Annotated in this window: 12 protein-coding genes; 5 read left to right on the top strand and 7 right to left on the bottom strand. The window is 71.1% G+C overall.

Features of this window, described 5'->3' with window-relative positions:
• Nucleotides 1-122: 122 nt before the first annotated feature.
• The 4 genes from AB0N02_RS26010 to AB0N02_RS25995 form a co-directional block, all read right to left on the bottom strand.
• The gene (locus AB0N02_RS26010) at nucleotides 123-941 is read right to left on the bottom strand and encodes an AfsR/SARP family transcriptional regulator (protein ID WP_363951411.1); all 819 of its coding nucleotides are present in this window, start codon (nucleotides 939-941) and stop codon (nucleotides 123-125) included.
• A 697-nt stretch (nucleotides 942-1,638) separates the two neighbouring features.
• Nucleotides 1,639-2,625 (bottom strand): SRPBCC family protein, encoded by a 987-nt coding sequence (locus tag AB0N02_RS26005; protein WP_363951408.1) that lies wholly within the window; start codon nucleotides 2,623-2,625, stop codon nucleotides 1,639-1,641.
• A 152-nt stretch (nucleotides 2,626-2,777) separates the two neighbouring features.
• The gene (locus AB0N02_RS26000) at nucleotides 2,778-3,932 is read right to left on the bottom strand and encodes an LLM class flavin-dependent oxidoreductase (protein ID WP_363951405.1); all 1,155 of its coding nucleotides are present in this window, start codon (nucleotides 3,930-3,932) and stop codon (nucleotides 2,778-2,780) included.
• Between the two features lie 11 nt (nucleotides 3,933-3,943).
• Nucleotides 3,944-5,569, bottom strand: a complete 1,626-nt coding sequence (locus AB0N02_RS25995) for an ABC transporter substrate-binding protein (RefSeq protein ID WP_363951403.1) — start codon at nucleotides 5,567-5,569, stop codon at nucleotides 3,944-3,946.
• A 362-nt stretch (nucleotides 5,570-5,931) separates the two neighbouring features.
• On the opposite strand from AB0N02_RS25995, the gene AB0N02_RS25990 reads away from it, so the two are divergent.
• The 4 genes from AB0N02_RS25990 (at nucleotide 5,932) to AB0N02_RS25975 (ending at nucleotide 9,920) form a co-directional block, all read left to right on the top strand.
• Nucleotides 5,932-6,594: a helix-turn-helix domain-containing protein gene (locus tag AB0N02_RS25990; RefSeq protein WP_363951401.1), complete on the top strand. Its 663-nt coding sequence runs from the start codon at nucleotides 5,932-5,934 to the stop codon at nucleotides 6,592-6,594.
• Nucleotides 6,595-6,978: 384 nt separating this feature from the next.
• Nucleotides 6,979-7,893, top strand: coding sequence for an NADP-dependent oxidoreductase (locus tag AB0N02_RS25985; RefSeq protein ID WP_363951399.1), 915 nt, complete (start codon nucleotides 6,979-6,981; stop codon nucleotides 7,891-7,893).
• A 105-nt stretch (nucleotides 7,894-7,998) separates the two neighbouring features.
• Nucleotides 7,999-9,024: a DUF6081 family protein gene (locus AB0N02_RS25980; RefSeq protein WP_363951397.1), complete on the top strand. Its 1,026-nt coding sequence runs from the start codon at nucleotides 7,999-8,001 to the stop codon at nucleotides 9,022-9,024.
• 11 nt (nucleotides 9,025-9,035) lie between these two features.
• Nucleotides 9,036-9,920, top strand: coding sequence for an SRPBCC family protein (locus AB0N02_RS25975; RefSeq protein ID WP_363951394.1), 885 nt, complete (start codon nucleotides 9,036-9,038; stop codon nucleotides 9,918-9,920).
• A gap of 90 nt (nucleotides 9,921-10,010) precedes the next feature.
• Here AB0N02_RS25975 and AB0N02_RS25970 read toward each other — a convergent pair whose 3' ends face one another.
• Genes AB0N02_RS25970 through AB0N02_RS25960 form a run of 3 tightly spaced genes read right to left on the bottom strand, consistent with a single transcriptional unit; the run spans nucleotide 10,011 to nucleotide 13,742 of the window.
• Nucleotides 10,011-11,849 carry an ABC transporter ATP-binding protein gene (locus AB0N02_RS25970; protein WP_363951391.1) on the bottom strand — a complete coding sequence of 613 codons (1,839 nt, stop codon included), beginning with the start codon at nucleotides 11,847-11,849 and terminating at the stop codon, nucleotides 10,011-10,013.
• Nucleotides 11,846-12,778, bottom strand: coding sequence for an ABC transporter permease (locus AB0N02_RS25965; protein ID WP_363951388.1), 933 nt, complete (start codon nucleotides 12,776-12,778; stop codon nucleotides 11,846-11,848). The genes AB0N02_RS25970 and AB0N02_RS25965 overlap by 4 nt, the downstream gene beginning before the upstream one ends.
• A gap of 1 nt (nucleotide 12,779) precedes the next feature.
• Nucleotides 12,780-13,742, bottom strand: coding sequence for an ABC transporter permease (locus AB0N02_RS25960; protein WP_363951385.1), 963 nt, complete (start codon nucleotides 13,740-13,742; stop codon nucleotides 12,780-12,782).
• A gap of 208 nt (nucleotides 13,743-13,950) precedes the next feature.
• Here AB0N02_RS25960 and AB0N02_RS25955 point away from each other — a divergent pair, with 208 nt between their 5' ends.
• Nucleotides 13,951-14,709: a TylF/MycF family methyltransferase gene (locus AB0N02_RS25955; protein WP_363951383.1), complete on the top strand. Its 759-nt coding sequence runs from the start codon at nucleotides 13,951-13,953 to the stop codon at nucleotides 14,707-14,709.
• The last annotated feature ends 4 nt before the right edge of the window (nucleotides 14,710-14,713 follow it).

Genomic DNA, 14,713 nt, shown 5'->3' with positions numbered 1-14,713 from the left:
CGTGTTCCCGCGGACGTTCCCGCGGACGTTCCCGTAGGCGTTCCCGCGGGCGTTCCCGCCGATGTTCCTGCCGACGGCGAGGCCCGTTTCGCCCGGCCTCGCCATCGGCTCCGGTCGCGCGGTCAAGCCCCCCGAGCGCGCAGTCGCAGTCCCGAGAAGGAGGGAGTGCCCTGCAGGATGGGATCGTCGGAGAGGATGGCCCGGTGCAGCCGCTGGAGCTTCAGCGAGGGTTCCAGTCCCAGTTCCTTGGTCAGTGCCCAGCGCAGCGTGCGGAACGTCGCCAATGCCTCGTCTCGGCGGCCACAGTGGTGCAGACTGATCATGTACTGTGCCTGGAGCGACTCGTGCAACTGATGTTTCATGCACAACGCCCGCAGCTCACTGAGCATCTCGCTGTGCCGGTTGAGCCTCAGGTTCGCCTCAATCCGTTTCTCCAGGGTGTTGAACCGTAATTCCTCCATGCGCACGATCTCACGTTGCAGCAACGGCCCGGGCAGCACGTCGACCAGGGCCGACCCGTGCCACAGCCGCATGGCCCGGTCGAACAGGTGCGCGGCCCTGCGGTTCTCGTTGTTGTCCAACGCCTCACGGCCCTGCACGTCAAGGGACTCGTATTGATGCAGGTCGATCTGGTCGGACGGCATGCGCAACATGTATCCCCCCGTCATCGTGATCAGAGTCTCCTTGGCGACGGCGGCGGTGGTGACGTTCATCGCGCGGGCCATGCTCTTGCGCAGCTGCATGATGTACGTCTGCAGTGTCGTCACGGCACTGCGTGGTGGATTGTCGTCCCAGAGTTCTTCCATGAGGCCCGAGTTGGGCACGACGCGGTTCGCGTTGAGAAGGAGTAAGGACAGGACCTGTCTTGGCTTGTGGGCGGTCGGGGTGATGTCCGCTCCGTCTTGCTGGACGTGCAGTGCCCCGAGAACCCTGACGTGCATGAGGTCTCCGTTCTGGGAGATGCCGGCAGTGAGCGCTGGATCACTTGAGCGCACGGCGTGTCGTTCACCGAGATGAGGCTTTCGGTCCGTGCGCCGAGCGGTGACGCGGCCAGGATGTCCGCCCGCCTCGTGGATAGTGAAAAGCGCCCCCGTCAGCTGATTGGATGCTTTCCCTACCAATTTTGAAGGATATATCTGATCCTAGGTTGCCCGCCCATGATTGTCACTGTTGCTGATGGATTTATTTGAGACTTTCACTACATGATGGCGCTGCGTGTGGTAATGCGCCGTCTTTGTAAACGGCGAAGCCCCCGGCGGTCGGGTCGTCGCGAGGGACGACACCGTGCCGGGGGCTTTCGAATGCTGTTTTCACCGTGTCCGCCGACACCCGCCCGGGGGCGGGCGGTCCGGCGGTGCCGGGACCGGTAGACGTGCCGGTCCCGGCGCCGCCCGACTGCTCGGGCCATGACTTCTCCGGTGCTCCGGAGGGTGTTCTCCGGAGCCGGGAAACGCGCCGGAAAGGCCCGGCCATGTGCGCCGGATTTTTCCGGGATTCACTTTTCGGTTGTTTTTGAAATGCGGAAACGGAACCGTCGTGCTTTTCGCGACGGTGGATGTGGATCGCTGCGGGAGCCGGTAGGACGGACTCCCGCGGCGCTCTTTTCCGTTGTGGCCGGCCGTACTCCCCGGGGCGCCGTCAGGCCGGTTCGGCGCGTTCGGCGCGTTCGGCGCGTTCGGGGCGTTCGGGGCGTTCGGCGTGGGCCTTCGCGTGCTCCAGGATCAGGCGCGCGTTTCCGCCGAGCGCCCGTTCGATCCAGTCCCGCCCCTCGGCGAGGCCGACCCGGGGGCCGAGCACGGCGGCGATTCCCTCCTCCCGGATCACGATCGTCTGGCGCGCGGTCACCTCGACGCCGTCGCCGGTCTCCCTGATGGACCACTCGCCGGTGTGACCCGAGGACAGCGGCGGGATCACCAGCTGTTTGTAGACGATCCTCCGGTTGGGGACGCCCACGCGAACCTGGCGGGTGATGTGCGGCCTGCCGTCCTTGTCGGGGGACTCCAGCTCAAGGATGTGCGCGTCCGCGCCCGCCTGCCGCACCGTGGACCCTGAGATGTGCGCGAAGTGCTCGTGCCATCTCTCCCCGGCGTACAGGAAGTCGTAGACGGCCTGCGCCGTGCCGTTCACGTGGACGCCGTCCTCCAGTTCGAGCAGCAGTTCCCGGGATCTCGTCTCCACCTCCGCCGCCGCCAGCAGCGCGTCGAGCTCCGCGCCGCTGTTCCTGTCGAGGACCTCGTCGATCCACTTGACGGTCTCCGCGTCGTCGGTCACCGGACGGTAGTCGTGCCGCAGGCGGACCAGCGACTCGTTCTGGCCGGTCGGTTCGATGATCCACCCGCCTCCCATGTCGGCGACCGGATGCTGCGCCACCTCCTGCCGGTAGGTCACCTGGAGGGTCTCCGGGTGGAGGGTGCGCAGCGCCACCCAGCTCCTGACGTCCTCAGCGCCCTGGAGCCAGATCCTCGCCCGCTCGTGTCGCGCGTCCCGTTCCAGGTACTCCACGTGGACGATCGGCGGGAAGATCCGCGGCCAGACGGACAGGTCCGCGAGCAGGCCGTACACGGTCTTCGCCGGAGCGTGCGCGGTGCCGCGGTGCTCGACCTCGTACTTTTCCGAAGGTGCCAAGGCTCTTTCCCCTCTGCCGAGTTTCCGTTCTGCCGGGTTTCCGTCGCCGGAATCCTGGCATCGGCGTCTCGTGCCGCCCCTGACGATCGCTTGACTTCCGGTCGAGCCGGACTGCGGTGCGGGTCCGCCTCCCGGCCGCCGGGCACGTGACCTCACCCCGATGCCGTGTCCGGTTTCCACGCCTCGGCCAGCAGCTCGTAGGAGCGCACCCGGTCGGAGTGGTCGTGGGTGATGGTCGTGACGATCAGCTCGTCCGCTCCGGTGATCTTCCTCAGGCGGTGCAGTCTCTCGACGACGGTGGCCGGCGAGCCGACGATCTGGGTGCTGATCCGGTCGGCCACGTGGGCGCGCTCGTCGTCGGTCCACTCGTGGGCCGTGGCGTCCGCCACGCTCGGGAACGCCCCGGTGGCGAGGCCGCGGCGCATGTTCAGGACCCACAGCGCGGTCGGGCTCGCCAGTTCCCGGGCGGTCGCGTCGTCCTCGGCGACGATCACGTCCACCGACACCGTGACGTACGGCTCGGCGAGATGCCCCGACGGCCGGAACGCCGACCGGTAGGCGTCCACGGACTCCAGGACCGTCGCCCCGCCCAGGTGGTAGTTGGCGGCGTACGGCAGGCCGTACTCCCCGGCCGCCTGGGCACTGGCGCCCGCGCTGGACCCCAGCACCCAGACCTGGAGGTCGGCGTTCTCCGCGGTGAGCGCGCGCAGTTCGACCCCCTCGGGACTGCGGTAGTCGCCGCGGAAGAAGGACAGGACGTCGTTCACCTGTCCCGCGTAGTCGTCGTTCGCGCCGTCGACCTGACCGAGCAGGCGCGCCTTGATCTGGAACAGCTCGGTGTCGAACGAGATGCTGGTCTTCGCCGGGATCACGACGTCGTCGACCACCGAGGTCCGCCCGGTGACGAGCACGTGGCCCGCGGGCGCCCTGCCGGAGTCGGCCGCGACCTCGGCGAACCGCTTCGAACCCGAACGTCCCAGGCCCAGGTCGATCCGGCCGGGGTGGAGGTGGGCGATGGTGCCGAACTGCTCGGCGATCAGCAGCGGCGTGTAGTTGGCGATCAGCACCGCGCCCGATCCGACGCGGATGTGCCGGGTCGCCGACGCCACGAGCGCGATCAGGACGGACGGCGCCGCCGCCGCCACGCTCGGGCTCAGATGGTGTTCGGCGATCCAGTAACGGCGGTAACCGAGGCGCTCGGCGTGCCGCGCGAGGTCGACGGTGTTGCGCAGGGCGTCGGCGGCGGTCTCGCCGGAGACGATGGGCGACAGGTCCAGGACGGACAGCGGCAGCGTGTCCTCGGACACGGGGCGGGGGCTCACCGGGCGAGCCAGGTGTCGAGCAGGCGGAGCCGGACCGAGGGGTCCAGGGTCAGCCCGTGGACCCTGCGGGACACTCCGACGACCTGGGCCAGCTCGAAGACCGGGACGGCGTAGCCCCGGTCGAGCACGATCCGCTGGATCTCGCCGACGACCTTCGCGCGTCCGGCCTGGTCGAGGGCGGTGACCTGTTTCTCGAGCTCGCCGTCCAGGTCGCTGGGCGGCAGGTAGGCGGCGGCGGAGAACTTCGTGGAGAAGACGGTGCGCAGGATGTCGGGGTCGGCCCGGGTGCTGTTGCCCCAGCGGAAGTCGATCAGCCCGTTCTTCTGGGCGGCTCCGAACCCGGCGGCGTCCACCGGCCGCAGTTGCAGGTCCACGCCGATCACCCGGAGCTGCTGCCGCAGCAGTTCCAGAATGGTGGTGTTCGGGTTGAAGCCGGTGGTGAAGTACACGTTCGGGCTCAGCTTCACGCCGTCCTTGACCCGGATGCCGTCCGGCCCCGGCCGCCAGCCCGCGCCGTCGAGCAGCGCGGCGGCCCCGGCCGGGTCGTGGGCCAGTCGGTCGCGCTGGTCGAGATAGGCCGGGGTGGTGCCGGTCAGGATGCTCGTCGCGGGCCGGTAGGTGGGGGTGAGCACCACCTTGACGACCTGCTCCCTGTCGATGCCCTTGCTGATCGCTCGCCGTACCGCCTCGTCGCCGAGGAGCGGCCGGAACGTGTTGGGGTAGAGGGCGTACGGCAGGCCGGGGTTGTGGCGGCTGAGCACCTGGAAGCCGCCTCCGCGGAACTGTCGTTCGGTGACCGGCTGCACGTCGGTGATGGCGTCCACCTGCCCCGAGGTCAGCACCCCGCTGCGCACGCCCTGCTCGGGGACGATCCGGAACTCCACCGAGTCCAGGTAGGCCTCTCCCCGGTGGGCGGAGAGCGAGGAGCCCCAGGCGTAGCCGGACCGCTTCTTCACCGAGACGCTCTGGTTCGTCTGCCAGCGGTCCAGGACGAACGGGCCGGAGCCGACCGGCGCCCTGCACCTGTCGGCGGCAGGCCTGGCGAGCGAGGCCGGGGAGCTGAGCGCCAGTGAGGTGGTCGCCGTGGCCTGCAGGAACTGGATGTTCGGCTGCGCGAACTCGACACGGGCGGTACGGGCGTCCACCACCGTCGTGCCCTTGTAGCCGGAGAGATAGGTGGAGGCGAACAGCGATTTGGCGCCGAGCTTGACCACCTCGTCCAGGTTGGCCTTGACCGCCCGGGCGTCGACCGGGGCGCCGTCGCTGAACGTCGCGCCCTCCCTCAGGTGGAAGGTGAAGGAGGTGGCCCTGGCGTCGATCTCCCACGAGGTGGCGAGCCAGGGTTTGATCTCACCGCTCCGCGGGTCCTGGTCGGTGAGCGAGTCGAACAGCTGACGCATGACGTTGACGGCCGAGGCGAAGTTGGCCTGCGGGGGGTCGAGGCAGACCGGATCCTCGGACACGCCGATCCTCAGCGCTCCGCCCGGGCGGGGGACGCCGGTGTCGGCGCTCACCCCGCCCGCGGCGGTGGAACATCCCGCGGTGCCCGTCGTCAGAGTGATCGCGAGGACCGCGGGGAGACTGCGAACGGTCACCCGTCTTGCCGGTGACACAACCGTCATTCTGGCTCCTGTCAGGTGCGGGCTGGAAAAGCGAGGTTCGTCGGGTCGACACGCTTTCCCCATGCTGGAAGCACGCCCGGGCCAGAGACCGTGGCGTGATAGGGCGGAGTCGGCGGGGTGGGACGGGGGAGGAGACGCCTGAGGACGCGATCAGGGGGCGCGGGGCGCGGGGGCGCCGGGCGGGGAACCGCGGGACGAGGAGGCGAGGGTCAGCGACAGGCCTGGCTGCCGATGCGGCAGAGGTCCACGTGCCGGCGGGAGACGAGACGCAACTGGAGGAGCATGGTGACCTCTCGGGCGTGAACGACAATGTGGATACCGTACATGGAGTGGAGTGCTCCGTTCTATGTTAATCTCGCCATGTGAGAGGGACCAACGCTGGACCGGGAGCACGCCGGTCCGACGCCAGCCGCAATGACCAGCGCATCCTGGCCGCGGCCCGCGCCGTCTTCGTCGAGCTGGGGCCGGAGGCACCGGTGTCGGCCATCGCCGAGCGCGCCGGCGTCGGCATGGGCACCCTCTACCGGCGTTATCCGAGCAAAGAAGACCTGATGCGCGCCCTGTCGCTCGAACACATGGAACAGACGCGGGAGGAGGCCGAAGCCGGTCTCGACGACTCCGACGTCTGGGCGGGGTTCGCTGGTTTCGTCCGGGCCTGCGTGGAAGCGGGGGTCGACGGTACCCCCCGTCTCGCGGGCGCCTACGAGATCACCGAAGACGTGCTGGCGGCCAGCAAGCGGGCGCGCGAGGCGATCCAGGTCCTGGTCGACCGCGCGCAGGGCGAAGGGGTTCTGCGGGCGGACATCAACGCCGACGACGTCATCGTCCTCCTCCACGCGCTCCGTGAGCGGCGTGCGGAGAAGGGCCGGATCGCCGCTGATCTCAGCCGGCGCTTCCTCGGCATCGTCCTTGACGGACTGCGTCCGGAGAGCGCCCACGAGCTGACCGCGCCACCGACCGACTGGCAGAAGATCGAGGGTGAGATGAAGAACAGATCCAAGAAGCCGGCCGTCGAGCCTGACTGACGACGCGCCGGTTTCCTCGCGCGACCCGCCCGGCACCCGCCGGGCGGCCGTTCCACGCCCTTCCGGGTTTCCGCTCCTCGTCGCGGGTTTCCCGCCGCGCGTTCCCGCTGTTTTCCGCCGCACGTTCTCTGTTCCGCGTTCTCTGTTCCGCGTCCGGCGTCAGGCGTTCGCCGTTCGCCGTTCGGTGTTTCCCGTTCCACGCTCTTCGCTCCGCTCGGCCGTCGTCGGCCGTCCAATGGTCACCGGCCGTCGCCGGTCGTCGCCGTCCGTCTCGTCGGTGCGGCGGTCATCGCGGAGCTTCCTCGCCGGCGCAGTCGCCGGCGTCCGTCCCGTGGGTCCCGCCCGTCCGGGTGGGACGCGGTGTGCCCCCAAGGAGGTTTTCTCGTGCCTGTTGCGATCGCGTTCTCGGAGTACGGCGGCCCTGAGGTGCTGCACCAGATCACCGTCGAGGAGCCGGAGGCCGGACCGGGGCAGGTCCGGGTCCGGGTCAGGGCCGCCGGTGTGGCCCCGTTCGACACCAAGCTTCGCGCCGGCGAACTCGCCGGCTTCTTCAACGCGGCCTTCCCTCAGCGGCTGGGCAACGAGTTCGCCGGGGTGGTCGACGAGGTCGGCCCGGAGGTGACCGGCTTCGCGGCCGGAGACGAGGTCATCGGCTTCACGTTCGCCGAGGCGTACGCCGAGGTCGTCGTCGTCCCCGCCGGCCAGCTCGCCGGAAAGCCCGAGGGCCTGCCGTGGGAGGTCGCGGGCGCGCTGCCCGTGGTGGGCCAGGGCGCCTACCACTTCGTCCAGGAACTGAACGTCGAGTCCGGCGAGACCTTCCTGATCCACGCCGCCGCCGGCGGGGTCGGCACCGTCGCCGCCCAGCTCGCCCGCCTGCGGGGAGCGAAGGTCATCGGTACGGCCGGCGAGGGCAACCACGACTACCTCAGGTCCCTGGGCGTCATACCGGTCACCTACGGCGAGGGACTCGTCGACCGGATCCGGGAGGTGGCCCCCGACGGGGTGGACGCCGCACTGGACGCGATCGGCGGAGTGGCGACCGACGTCTCGGTCAAGCTGGTCGCCGACCGCGACCGGATCGGCACGCTGGTCGACGCCGACCAGGCCATCGAGAAGTACGGCATCAGGCGGCTCGTGGGCGGTCGTTCCCCCGAGACGCTCGCCCATCTGGCCGATCTCGCCGTCCGGGGCGAGCTGAGGCTGCCGACGACCGCCTTCGCGCTGGCCGACGTGGCCCAGGCCCACCGGAGGGTCGACGGGGGACACGGGCGCGGCAAGGTCGTCCTGACCGTGGGCTGATCCGCCCTCTGCCCGCTCAAGCGGGACTCGACGGATCCTCGATCCACTCCCCATTCAATTTCCCGATGGAAGGCCGTGTCAGGCGGCTCGATGCAGGGAGAATGAATGAGGAGCGTTTACCTTACGCTGTGGGGTGCGCTCGCCTCGGTGCTTCTCGGGGCGGCCACTCCGGTTTCGGCGGAGGTCACGGGGGAAGTCGAGCAACTCTTCTACGACGATTTCCAGGTCGGTTTCGACGCCGTCGGGCCGACCGCGAAGTGGGTGTCGGCCCGCGACGGGGTCCCGACCACCTCGGGGCAGGGGCTGAACGTCAAGCCCGCCGGCACCAACCCCACGACGGGTGATCCGGCCTTCGTGTTCACCACTCCGCAGGAGGACGACGGGGGACTGGGCGCCAGCGACGAGATCAAGTGGGGCGCGACGGTCAACCACACCTCGTCGAACGGGTACCGGGGGTTCGACGTGCCCGCCGACAGCGTCTTCCGGTGCGAGGTCGCGCTGGCGGCGCACGCCTACGGCGTGGCCGCCCACCCGTTCGGCACCCTGGTCAAGCACCCCCAGCACGACCTCAGGCTGGCGTCCGCGAGCGTCCAGGCGGCGGATCCGGAGACCGGTTCGATATTCAGCTACTTCGTCACCAACGAACGCATCTACGCCGGGTACGCGCGCCAGCCGAAGCCCGGCCAGAACCACGCGTCCTTCTTCTACGCGATCCCGGTGAAGGATCGCGTGCCGGGACAGACGAACACCCTGGCGGTCGAATTCGACAAGAACGCCAACGAGGTGACCTGGCTGGTCGACGGGCAGCAGAAACTGACCCTGGACGACATCGGCGAGCTGGTGTTCGACCGCAAGTACCTGCTCGTCGACCACGGCGGCACGCCGCAGCCCGCCGCTCCCCGCCAGCTCTACTGCGGCTTCAGCATGCTCACCTTCCTGGACGGCGCGGGCAGGAACGGCCAGGGGCTGGTGCGGCTGTCCAGCCAGCCGAATTTCTACTACGCGCCGCGCGTCGGCGCGCCGACGCAGGCCCAGTTCCACGACGACCAGAGCCTGGCGGCCAACCGGCTGTGGGGCCAGGGCCTTGAGATCCAGGTCGACCACGTATCCGTCACGCTGCGACACGACTGAGGGAGTGAGCCATGTCAGGTGCCGACCCGCTGACCGCGCGGCCAGAGGTGAGGGTGCGGGCCCCGGCCGCGACGGTACGGCGGCTGCTGACGGACGTGACGGCCTGGCCCCGGATCTTTCCCGCCGTGGTGCACGCCGAACGTCTCGACGACGGCTCCGGGGGACCCGCCCGGGTGTGGGTCCTCCGTGAGGAACACGACGAGGTCTCCGTCGTGACCGTCCGGCAGGTCGTGGACCACGACGGGAGGTCCGTACGGTTCCGGCCGGACGCCCACGCCGATGCCCTCCTCCCGCTCGGCGAGGACTGGTCGGTCGAGTCCCCGGCCGAAGGCGAGAGCCTGGTACGGCTGGACTCCGGCGTCGCCGATCTGGCGGCTCTCAGGGCCGCCGCGGAGGAGGAGAGCGCGGAGTCTCCGGTGTACCTGGAGTTCGCCGACTCGGTCACGGTCGCCGGGGCGGCGCGGGACGTCTACGACTTCCTGTACCGGCTGGAGGACTGGCCGGAGGTCGTCCCGCACGTCGCCACGGCGTCGGTGCGCGAGATCGGGCCGCACGTCCGGTTCGTCGAGATCGACAACGCCGGGCCGAACGGTCCCGTGCACACCACGGAGGCGGTGCGGATCGGCTTCCCGCACCGGACGATCGTGGAGAAGCACCGGCTGCTGCCGCCGCTGGCGAGCCTGCACCTCGGCCGCTGGACGGTCGAGGAGTCGCCCGGTGGCGCCACGGTGACCGCGACGCACGTGGTCGTGATCAAGGAGGCCGGCGTCGCGTCCGTGCTCGGTGAGGGGACGACGCTGGCCGAGGCCAGGACGTGGATCCGCGGTGCGCTGGGCGGAAACAGCGTCGTGGTGGCGGAGCAGGCCCGGGAGTACGCCGAGCGGCGCGCCCGGTAACCGGTGACAGGCCCGCGCCGGTTATCGGCGCGAGTCTGTCACGGTGGAAGCGCCTGCGGGCTTGTGACAGTGGGAGCGCCGCCGCGGCGCTCATCCGGCCTCCGGATCGGATGTTCCGGAGGCCGGTTCCGCCGGGTACCCGGGCGGGACGCCGGTTCCGGCGAGTTCCGGCGACGGCGACCGGCCGGGAACGGCCGCCAGCAGCGCCCGGGTGTAGGGGTGCCCGGGTTCCCGCAGAATCTGCGGGGCGGGCCCGGACTCGACGATCCGGCCGCCGCGCATCACCGCCACCCGGTCGGCTATCTGCCCCACCACCGCGAGGTCGTGGGAGATGAACAGGTAGCTCAGGCCGAGCTCCGCCTGTAGGTCGGCGAGGAGCGTGAGCACCTGGGTCTGGACCGTCACGTCGAGCGCCGACACCGGCTCGTCGCAGACGACCAGCTCCGCGCCGAGCGCCAGCGCCCTGGCGATGGCCACCCGCTGGCGCTGTCCGCCGGAGAGTTCGGCGGGGCGCCGGTGCGCGACCCCGCCGGGCAGCGCGACCCGGTCCAGCAGCTCGGCCACCCGGGCTCCGCGCGAGGCCCTGTCGCCCACGCCGAACGCCCGCAGCGGTTCGGCGACGATGTCGCCGACGGCCATCCTCGGGTCGAGCGACGAGTAGGGGTCCTGGAACACCGGCTGCACCCGGCGCCGGAAACGGCGCAGGTCGCCCCGGCCGCCCGCGGTCACGTCGACGCCGTCGAACACGACCCGGCCACGGCTCGGGGCCAGCAGGCACAGCGCCATCAGGGCCAGGGTGGACTTGCCCGACCCGGACTCGCCGACGAGTGCGAGTGTCTCGCCCCGGCCGACGTGCAGAGTCACGTCGTCGACGGCGGTCACCGCGGCGTGGCGCGGCCCTCCCACCGGCCGGAACACCTTGGTGACGCGCTCCACCGACAGCAGGACGTCGCCGGCGGGCACGCCGCCGGGTTCGCCGGTCCCGGCGACGCGCGCGTGCCCGTTTCCGCCCGGTGGAGCCACCGGTACGGCGACGGGCGCGTGTCCGTTCCCCTCCGGCTGAGCCACCGGTACGGCGACGCGCGGGCCGGCGCGCCGCCCGGCCGGGCGCAGCCGTCCCGAGGCCAGGCTCGGGGCGTCCGCGATCAGCTTCCTGGTGTAGGGATGGGCCGGTTCCCGCAGGATCCGGGCCACGGGCCCGGCCTCGACCTGCCTGCCCCGGTGCAGGACGACCACCGTCTCCGCGCGCTCGGCCGCCACCGCCAGATCGTGGGTGACCAGGAGGATCGCCGTCCCCGACCGGCGGGTGAGAGCGGTGAGGTGGTCGAGGATCTGGCGTTGCACGGTGACGTCCAGCGCGCTCGTCGGCTCGTCGGCGATGACGAGCCGGGGCGCGGCGGCGAGCGCGGCGGCGATCAGCGCCCGCTGGCGCATCCCGCCGGACAGTTCGTGCGGGTAGCGCCGGGCGTGCGCCGCCGGGTCGGGCAGGCCGACCGCCGCGAGCAGTGCCACCGCCCGTTCGCCGGCCTGCCCGCCGGTCACCAGGCCGTGGATCCGCGGCGCCTCGGCGACCTGCGCGCCTATCCGCATCACCGGGTTCAGCGACACCATGGGGTCCTGCGGGACCAGGGCGATCTCCCGGCCGCGTACCTCGCGCAGCCGCCGGCCGGTCGCGGCCGTCAGCTCCTCCCCGTCGAAGAGCACCCGGCCCGCTGTGATCCGTCCGTCTCGCGGCAGCAGCCCGACGAGGGCGTGGGCCATGCTGCTCTTGCCCGAGCCGGACTCGCCGACGATCGCGACGACCTGGCCGGGCCGTACGGTGAGGTCCACCCCGTCGACCGCGGGCACGTCACCGGACCGGGTCCGGTACGAGATCCGCAGTCCCTCGACCCGCAGCAGCGCCTCGCCCTCGCCGGACGGGCGCCTCAACGCGGCACCGCCGCGGTGCCCTCGGGCCGGGTCTGGCTGAGGCCCGTCGCGGCGAGCACCGTCAGCACCACCATGAGGCCGGGAAACGTGGTCAGCCACCAGGCGGTGCCCACGTAGTCACGTCCGGCCGCGGCGAGCGCGCCCCATTCCGCGTTCGGCGGCGGCGCGCCGAAACCGAGGAAGCTGAGTCCGGAGGTGGCCAGCAGCGAGCCGCCGACGGCCAGCACGGCGTAGGAGAGGACCGGCGCGGCCGAGTTGGGGATGACGTGGCGCAGGAGCACGACGTGCGTGCGGACACCGGCGGCCAGCGCCGCCCTGACGTACAACCGGGTCCGCACCCGCAGCACCTCGGCCCGCATCACCCGGGCGAACGTGGGCACGGCGGCGACGGCCACGGCGATCGAGATGTTGACGGTGCCCGCGCCGAGCACGGCGATGACGACCAGGATCATCAACATGGTGGGGATGGCCATCAGGACGTCGACCACCCGCATGACGAGCCCGTCCACCACGCCGCCGAAGTAGCCCGCGACCAGTCCGGCCAGCGTTCCCGTGACCAGGGCGAGCACCGTCGCGAGCAGGCTCACCTGCAGCGAGGGCCGGGCGCCCCAGACGATCTCGCTGAACAGGTCGCGGCCCAGCTGGTCGGTACCGAACAGGTGCCCGGAACCGGGAGGCAGCAGCGCCTCCGCGGGGTCGCCGGCGTGCAGTCCGTACGGCGCCACCGTGGCGGGGAGGAGAGCGCAGACCCCGATCACCGCGGCGGCGAGGGCGGACAGCGCTGTCGCGGGCCGCCGCAGGACCCGCCGGAGGCGGCGCCACCGCCGGTCCGCGACGCCGGAGGGCGGGGAGTCGCCGGGGGGAGAGCAGGCGGGCGGGGAGTCGCTGGGCCGGAGCGGCGCGACCTCCCGGGCCGGGGACGACGACATGTCAGGCCATCCTCTCGTCCGAGCGTCCACCGACGGCCGTCACCCGGGGGTCCAGCCATGAGTAGAGCAGGTCGATCACCAGGTTGATCAGGATGTAGGCGGCCCCGACGAAGACGACCATCGCCTGCACCACCGTCAGGTCGCGCTGCGCGACGGCCGTCACCAGCAGACGGCCCAGGCCCGGCCTGCCGAACACGATCTCCACGATCGTCGCGCCCCCCATCAGGCCGCCGACCAGCATGCCGAAGACGGTGACCGCGGGCAGGGCCGCGTTGCGCAGGGCGTGCCTGAGGTTGACCCGGGCCGGGCTCGCCCCCTTCGCCAGGGCGGTGGTCACGTACGGCTCGGCGAGCGTGGCGCGCAGGCTGCCGCGGAGCACCTGCGCGATGAGTCCCGCACTGGGGACGGCCAGCGTGACGGCGGGGAGCACCAGGCTGCGAAAGCCGTCGTCACCCGTGGCCGGGAACAGCGGCAGCCGGAACGACAACGTCTCGATCAGCACGATGCCCAGCCAGTAGCCCGGCATGGAGACGCCGAGCACCGTGAGCGCCGACAGCGCCCCGCGCAGTCCGCGCCCGCGGGCCAGGGTGCCGACGACGGCGACGCCGACCCCGAGCAGCAGCGACAGCGGCAGCGCCACGGCGAGCAGCGCGAAGCTGGCCGGTGCGGCGTCGGCGATGGCCTCGACCGTCGGCTGCCCGGAGGAGATGCTGCGGCCGAAGTCCCCGAGCAGCGCGTGGCCGAGGAAGGTCAGGTACTGCTCGGCGATCGGCCGGTCGAGGCCCAGCTCGTGCCGCAGGGCCGCCTTCTGCTCGGGGGTGGCCTGGACGCCGCCGACGGTGCCGTCGAGCATCTGCTCGACGGGGTCTCCGGGCAGCGCGTGGACGATGGCGAACGAGAGCGTCACCGCGACGAGCAGCACCAGGAGCATGGAGAGCAGACGCCGGGTGAGATAACGGCTCACCCGTGCGGACGGGCGGGTGGAACGGTGATCATGCGCCCCAACATAACAACCGGCACCGCGCCGGACCTCGCGTCGCGCTGGAGCCCCGCTAGAGGATCGCTGGAGCGGAGGCGGGGCCCGGCGGCTCGAACCGTTCTCAAGGCCGTGGCACGACGATGACCTGGACCTCGTCGTCCGGGCCGTGCGGCCCCCGTCCCAAGGAGATCCGATGCCGGATGGGACGCGGCTCTATCTGGAGCTGCTCAAGAAGATCCTGACGAACGTCATCTACCAGGACCCCACCTTCCCCGATCCGGCCGCGGAGCACGGCATCTCGGGCTACCGGGAGGACATCCGCGCCATCGGGCTGGACTGGCCGACCGTGGCCCACACGATGGTGGGCCGCAAACGCCTGGACAACGTGCACTGGGCGGTGGAGAAGGTCCTGGAGGACGGGGTGCCCGGCGACTTCGTCGAGACCGGCGTGTGGCGGGGTGGCGTCTGCATCCTGATCAGGGCGATCCTGCACGCCCACGGGGTGACGGACCGCACGGTCTGGCTGGCCGACTCGTTCGAGGGCATGCCGGTGGCCGGCGCCGACGGCCACGAGGCCGACCGGAGGCTCGCCGTACACCGCTACAACCATGTGCTGGCGGTGTCGCTGGAGACGGTCCGGGAGAACTTCGCGCGCTACGACCTGCTCGACGACCAGGTCAGGTTCCTCAAGGGCTGGTTCAAGGACACCCTGCCGACGGCGCCGCCCGGGCCGCTCGCCGTCATCCGGCTCGACGGGGACCTGTACGAGTCGACCATGGACGCCCTGGTGAACCTCTACCCGAGGTTGTCGGCCGGCGGGTTCGCCATCATCGACGACTACGCCATCGAGGCGTGCCGCGAGGCGGTGCACGACTACCGGGACAAGCACGGGATCGAGGAGGAGATAGTGCCGATCGACACGTTCGGTGTGTACTGGCGGCGCACGCACTGAGGGC

Origin of the sequence: Streptosporangium sp. NPDC051022, from assembly GCF_040683035.1 — a bacterium.
Classification (GTDB): domain Bacteria; phylum Actinomycetota; class Actinomycetes; order Streptosporangiales; family Streptosporangiaceae; genus Streptosporangium.
This window is presented reverse-complemented; position numbering and strand designations above follow the sequence as displayed.

Bases quoted from the DNA above. Each gene is read 5' to 3' on its own strand.
- AB0N02_RS25975 (WP_363951394.1), top strand. From the start codon at position 9,036: ATGTCAGGTGCCGACCCGCTGACCGCGCGGCCAGAGGTGAGGGTGCGG.
- AB0N02_RS25995 (WP_363951403.1), bottom strand. From the start codon at position 5,569: ATGACGGTTGTGTCACCGGCAAGACGGGTGACCGTTCGCAGTCTCCCC.
- AB0N02_RS25955 (WP_363951383.1), top strand. From the start codon at position 13,951: ATGCCGGATGGGACGCGGCTCTATCTGGAGCTGCTCAAGAAGATCCTG.
- AB0N02_RS26010 (WP_363951411.1), bottom strand. From the start codon at position 941: ATGCACGTCAGGGTTCTCGGGGCACTGCACGTCCAGCAAGACGGAGCG.
- AB0N02_RS25965 (WP_363951388.1), bottom strand. From the start codon at position 12,778: ATGTCGTCGTCCCCGGCCCGGGAGGTCGCGCCGCTCCGGCCCAGCGAC.
- AB0N02_RS25980 (WP_363951397.1), top strand. From the start codon at position 7,999: ATGAGGAGCGTTTACCTTACGCTGTGGGGTGCGCTCGCCTCGGTGCTT.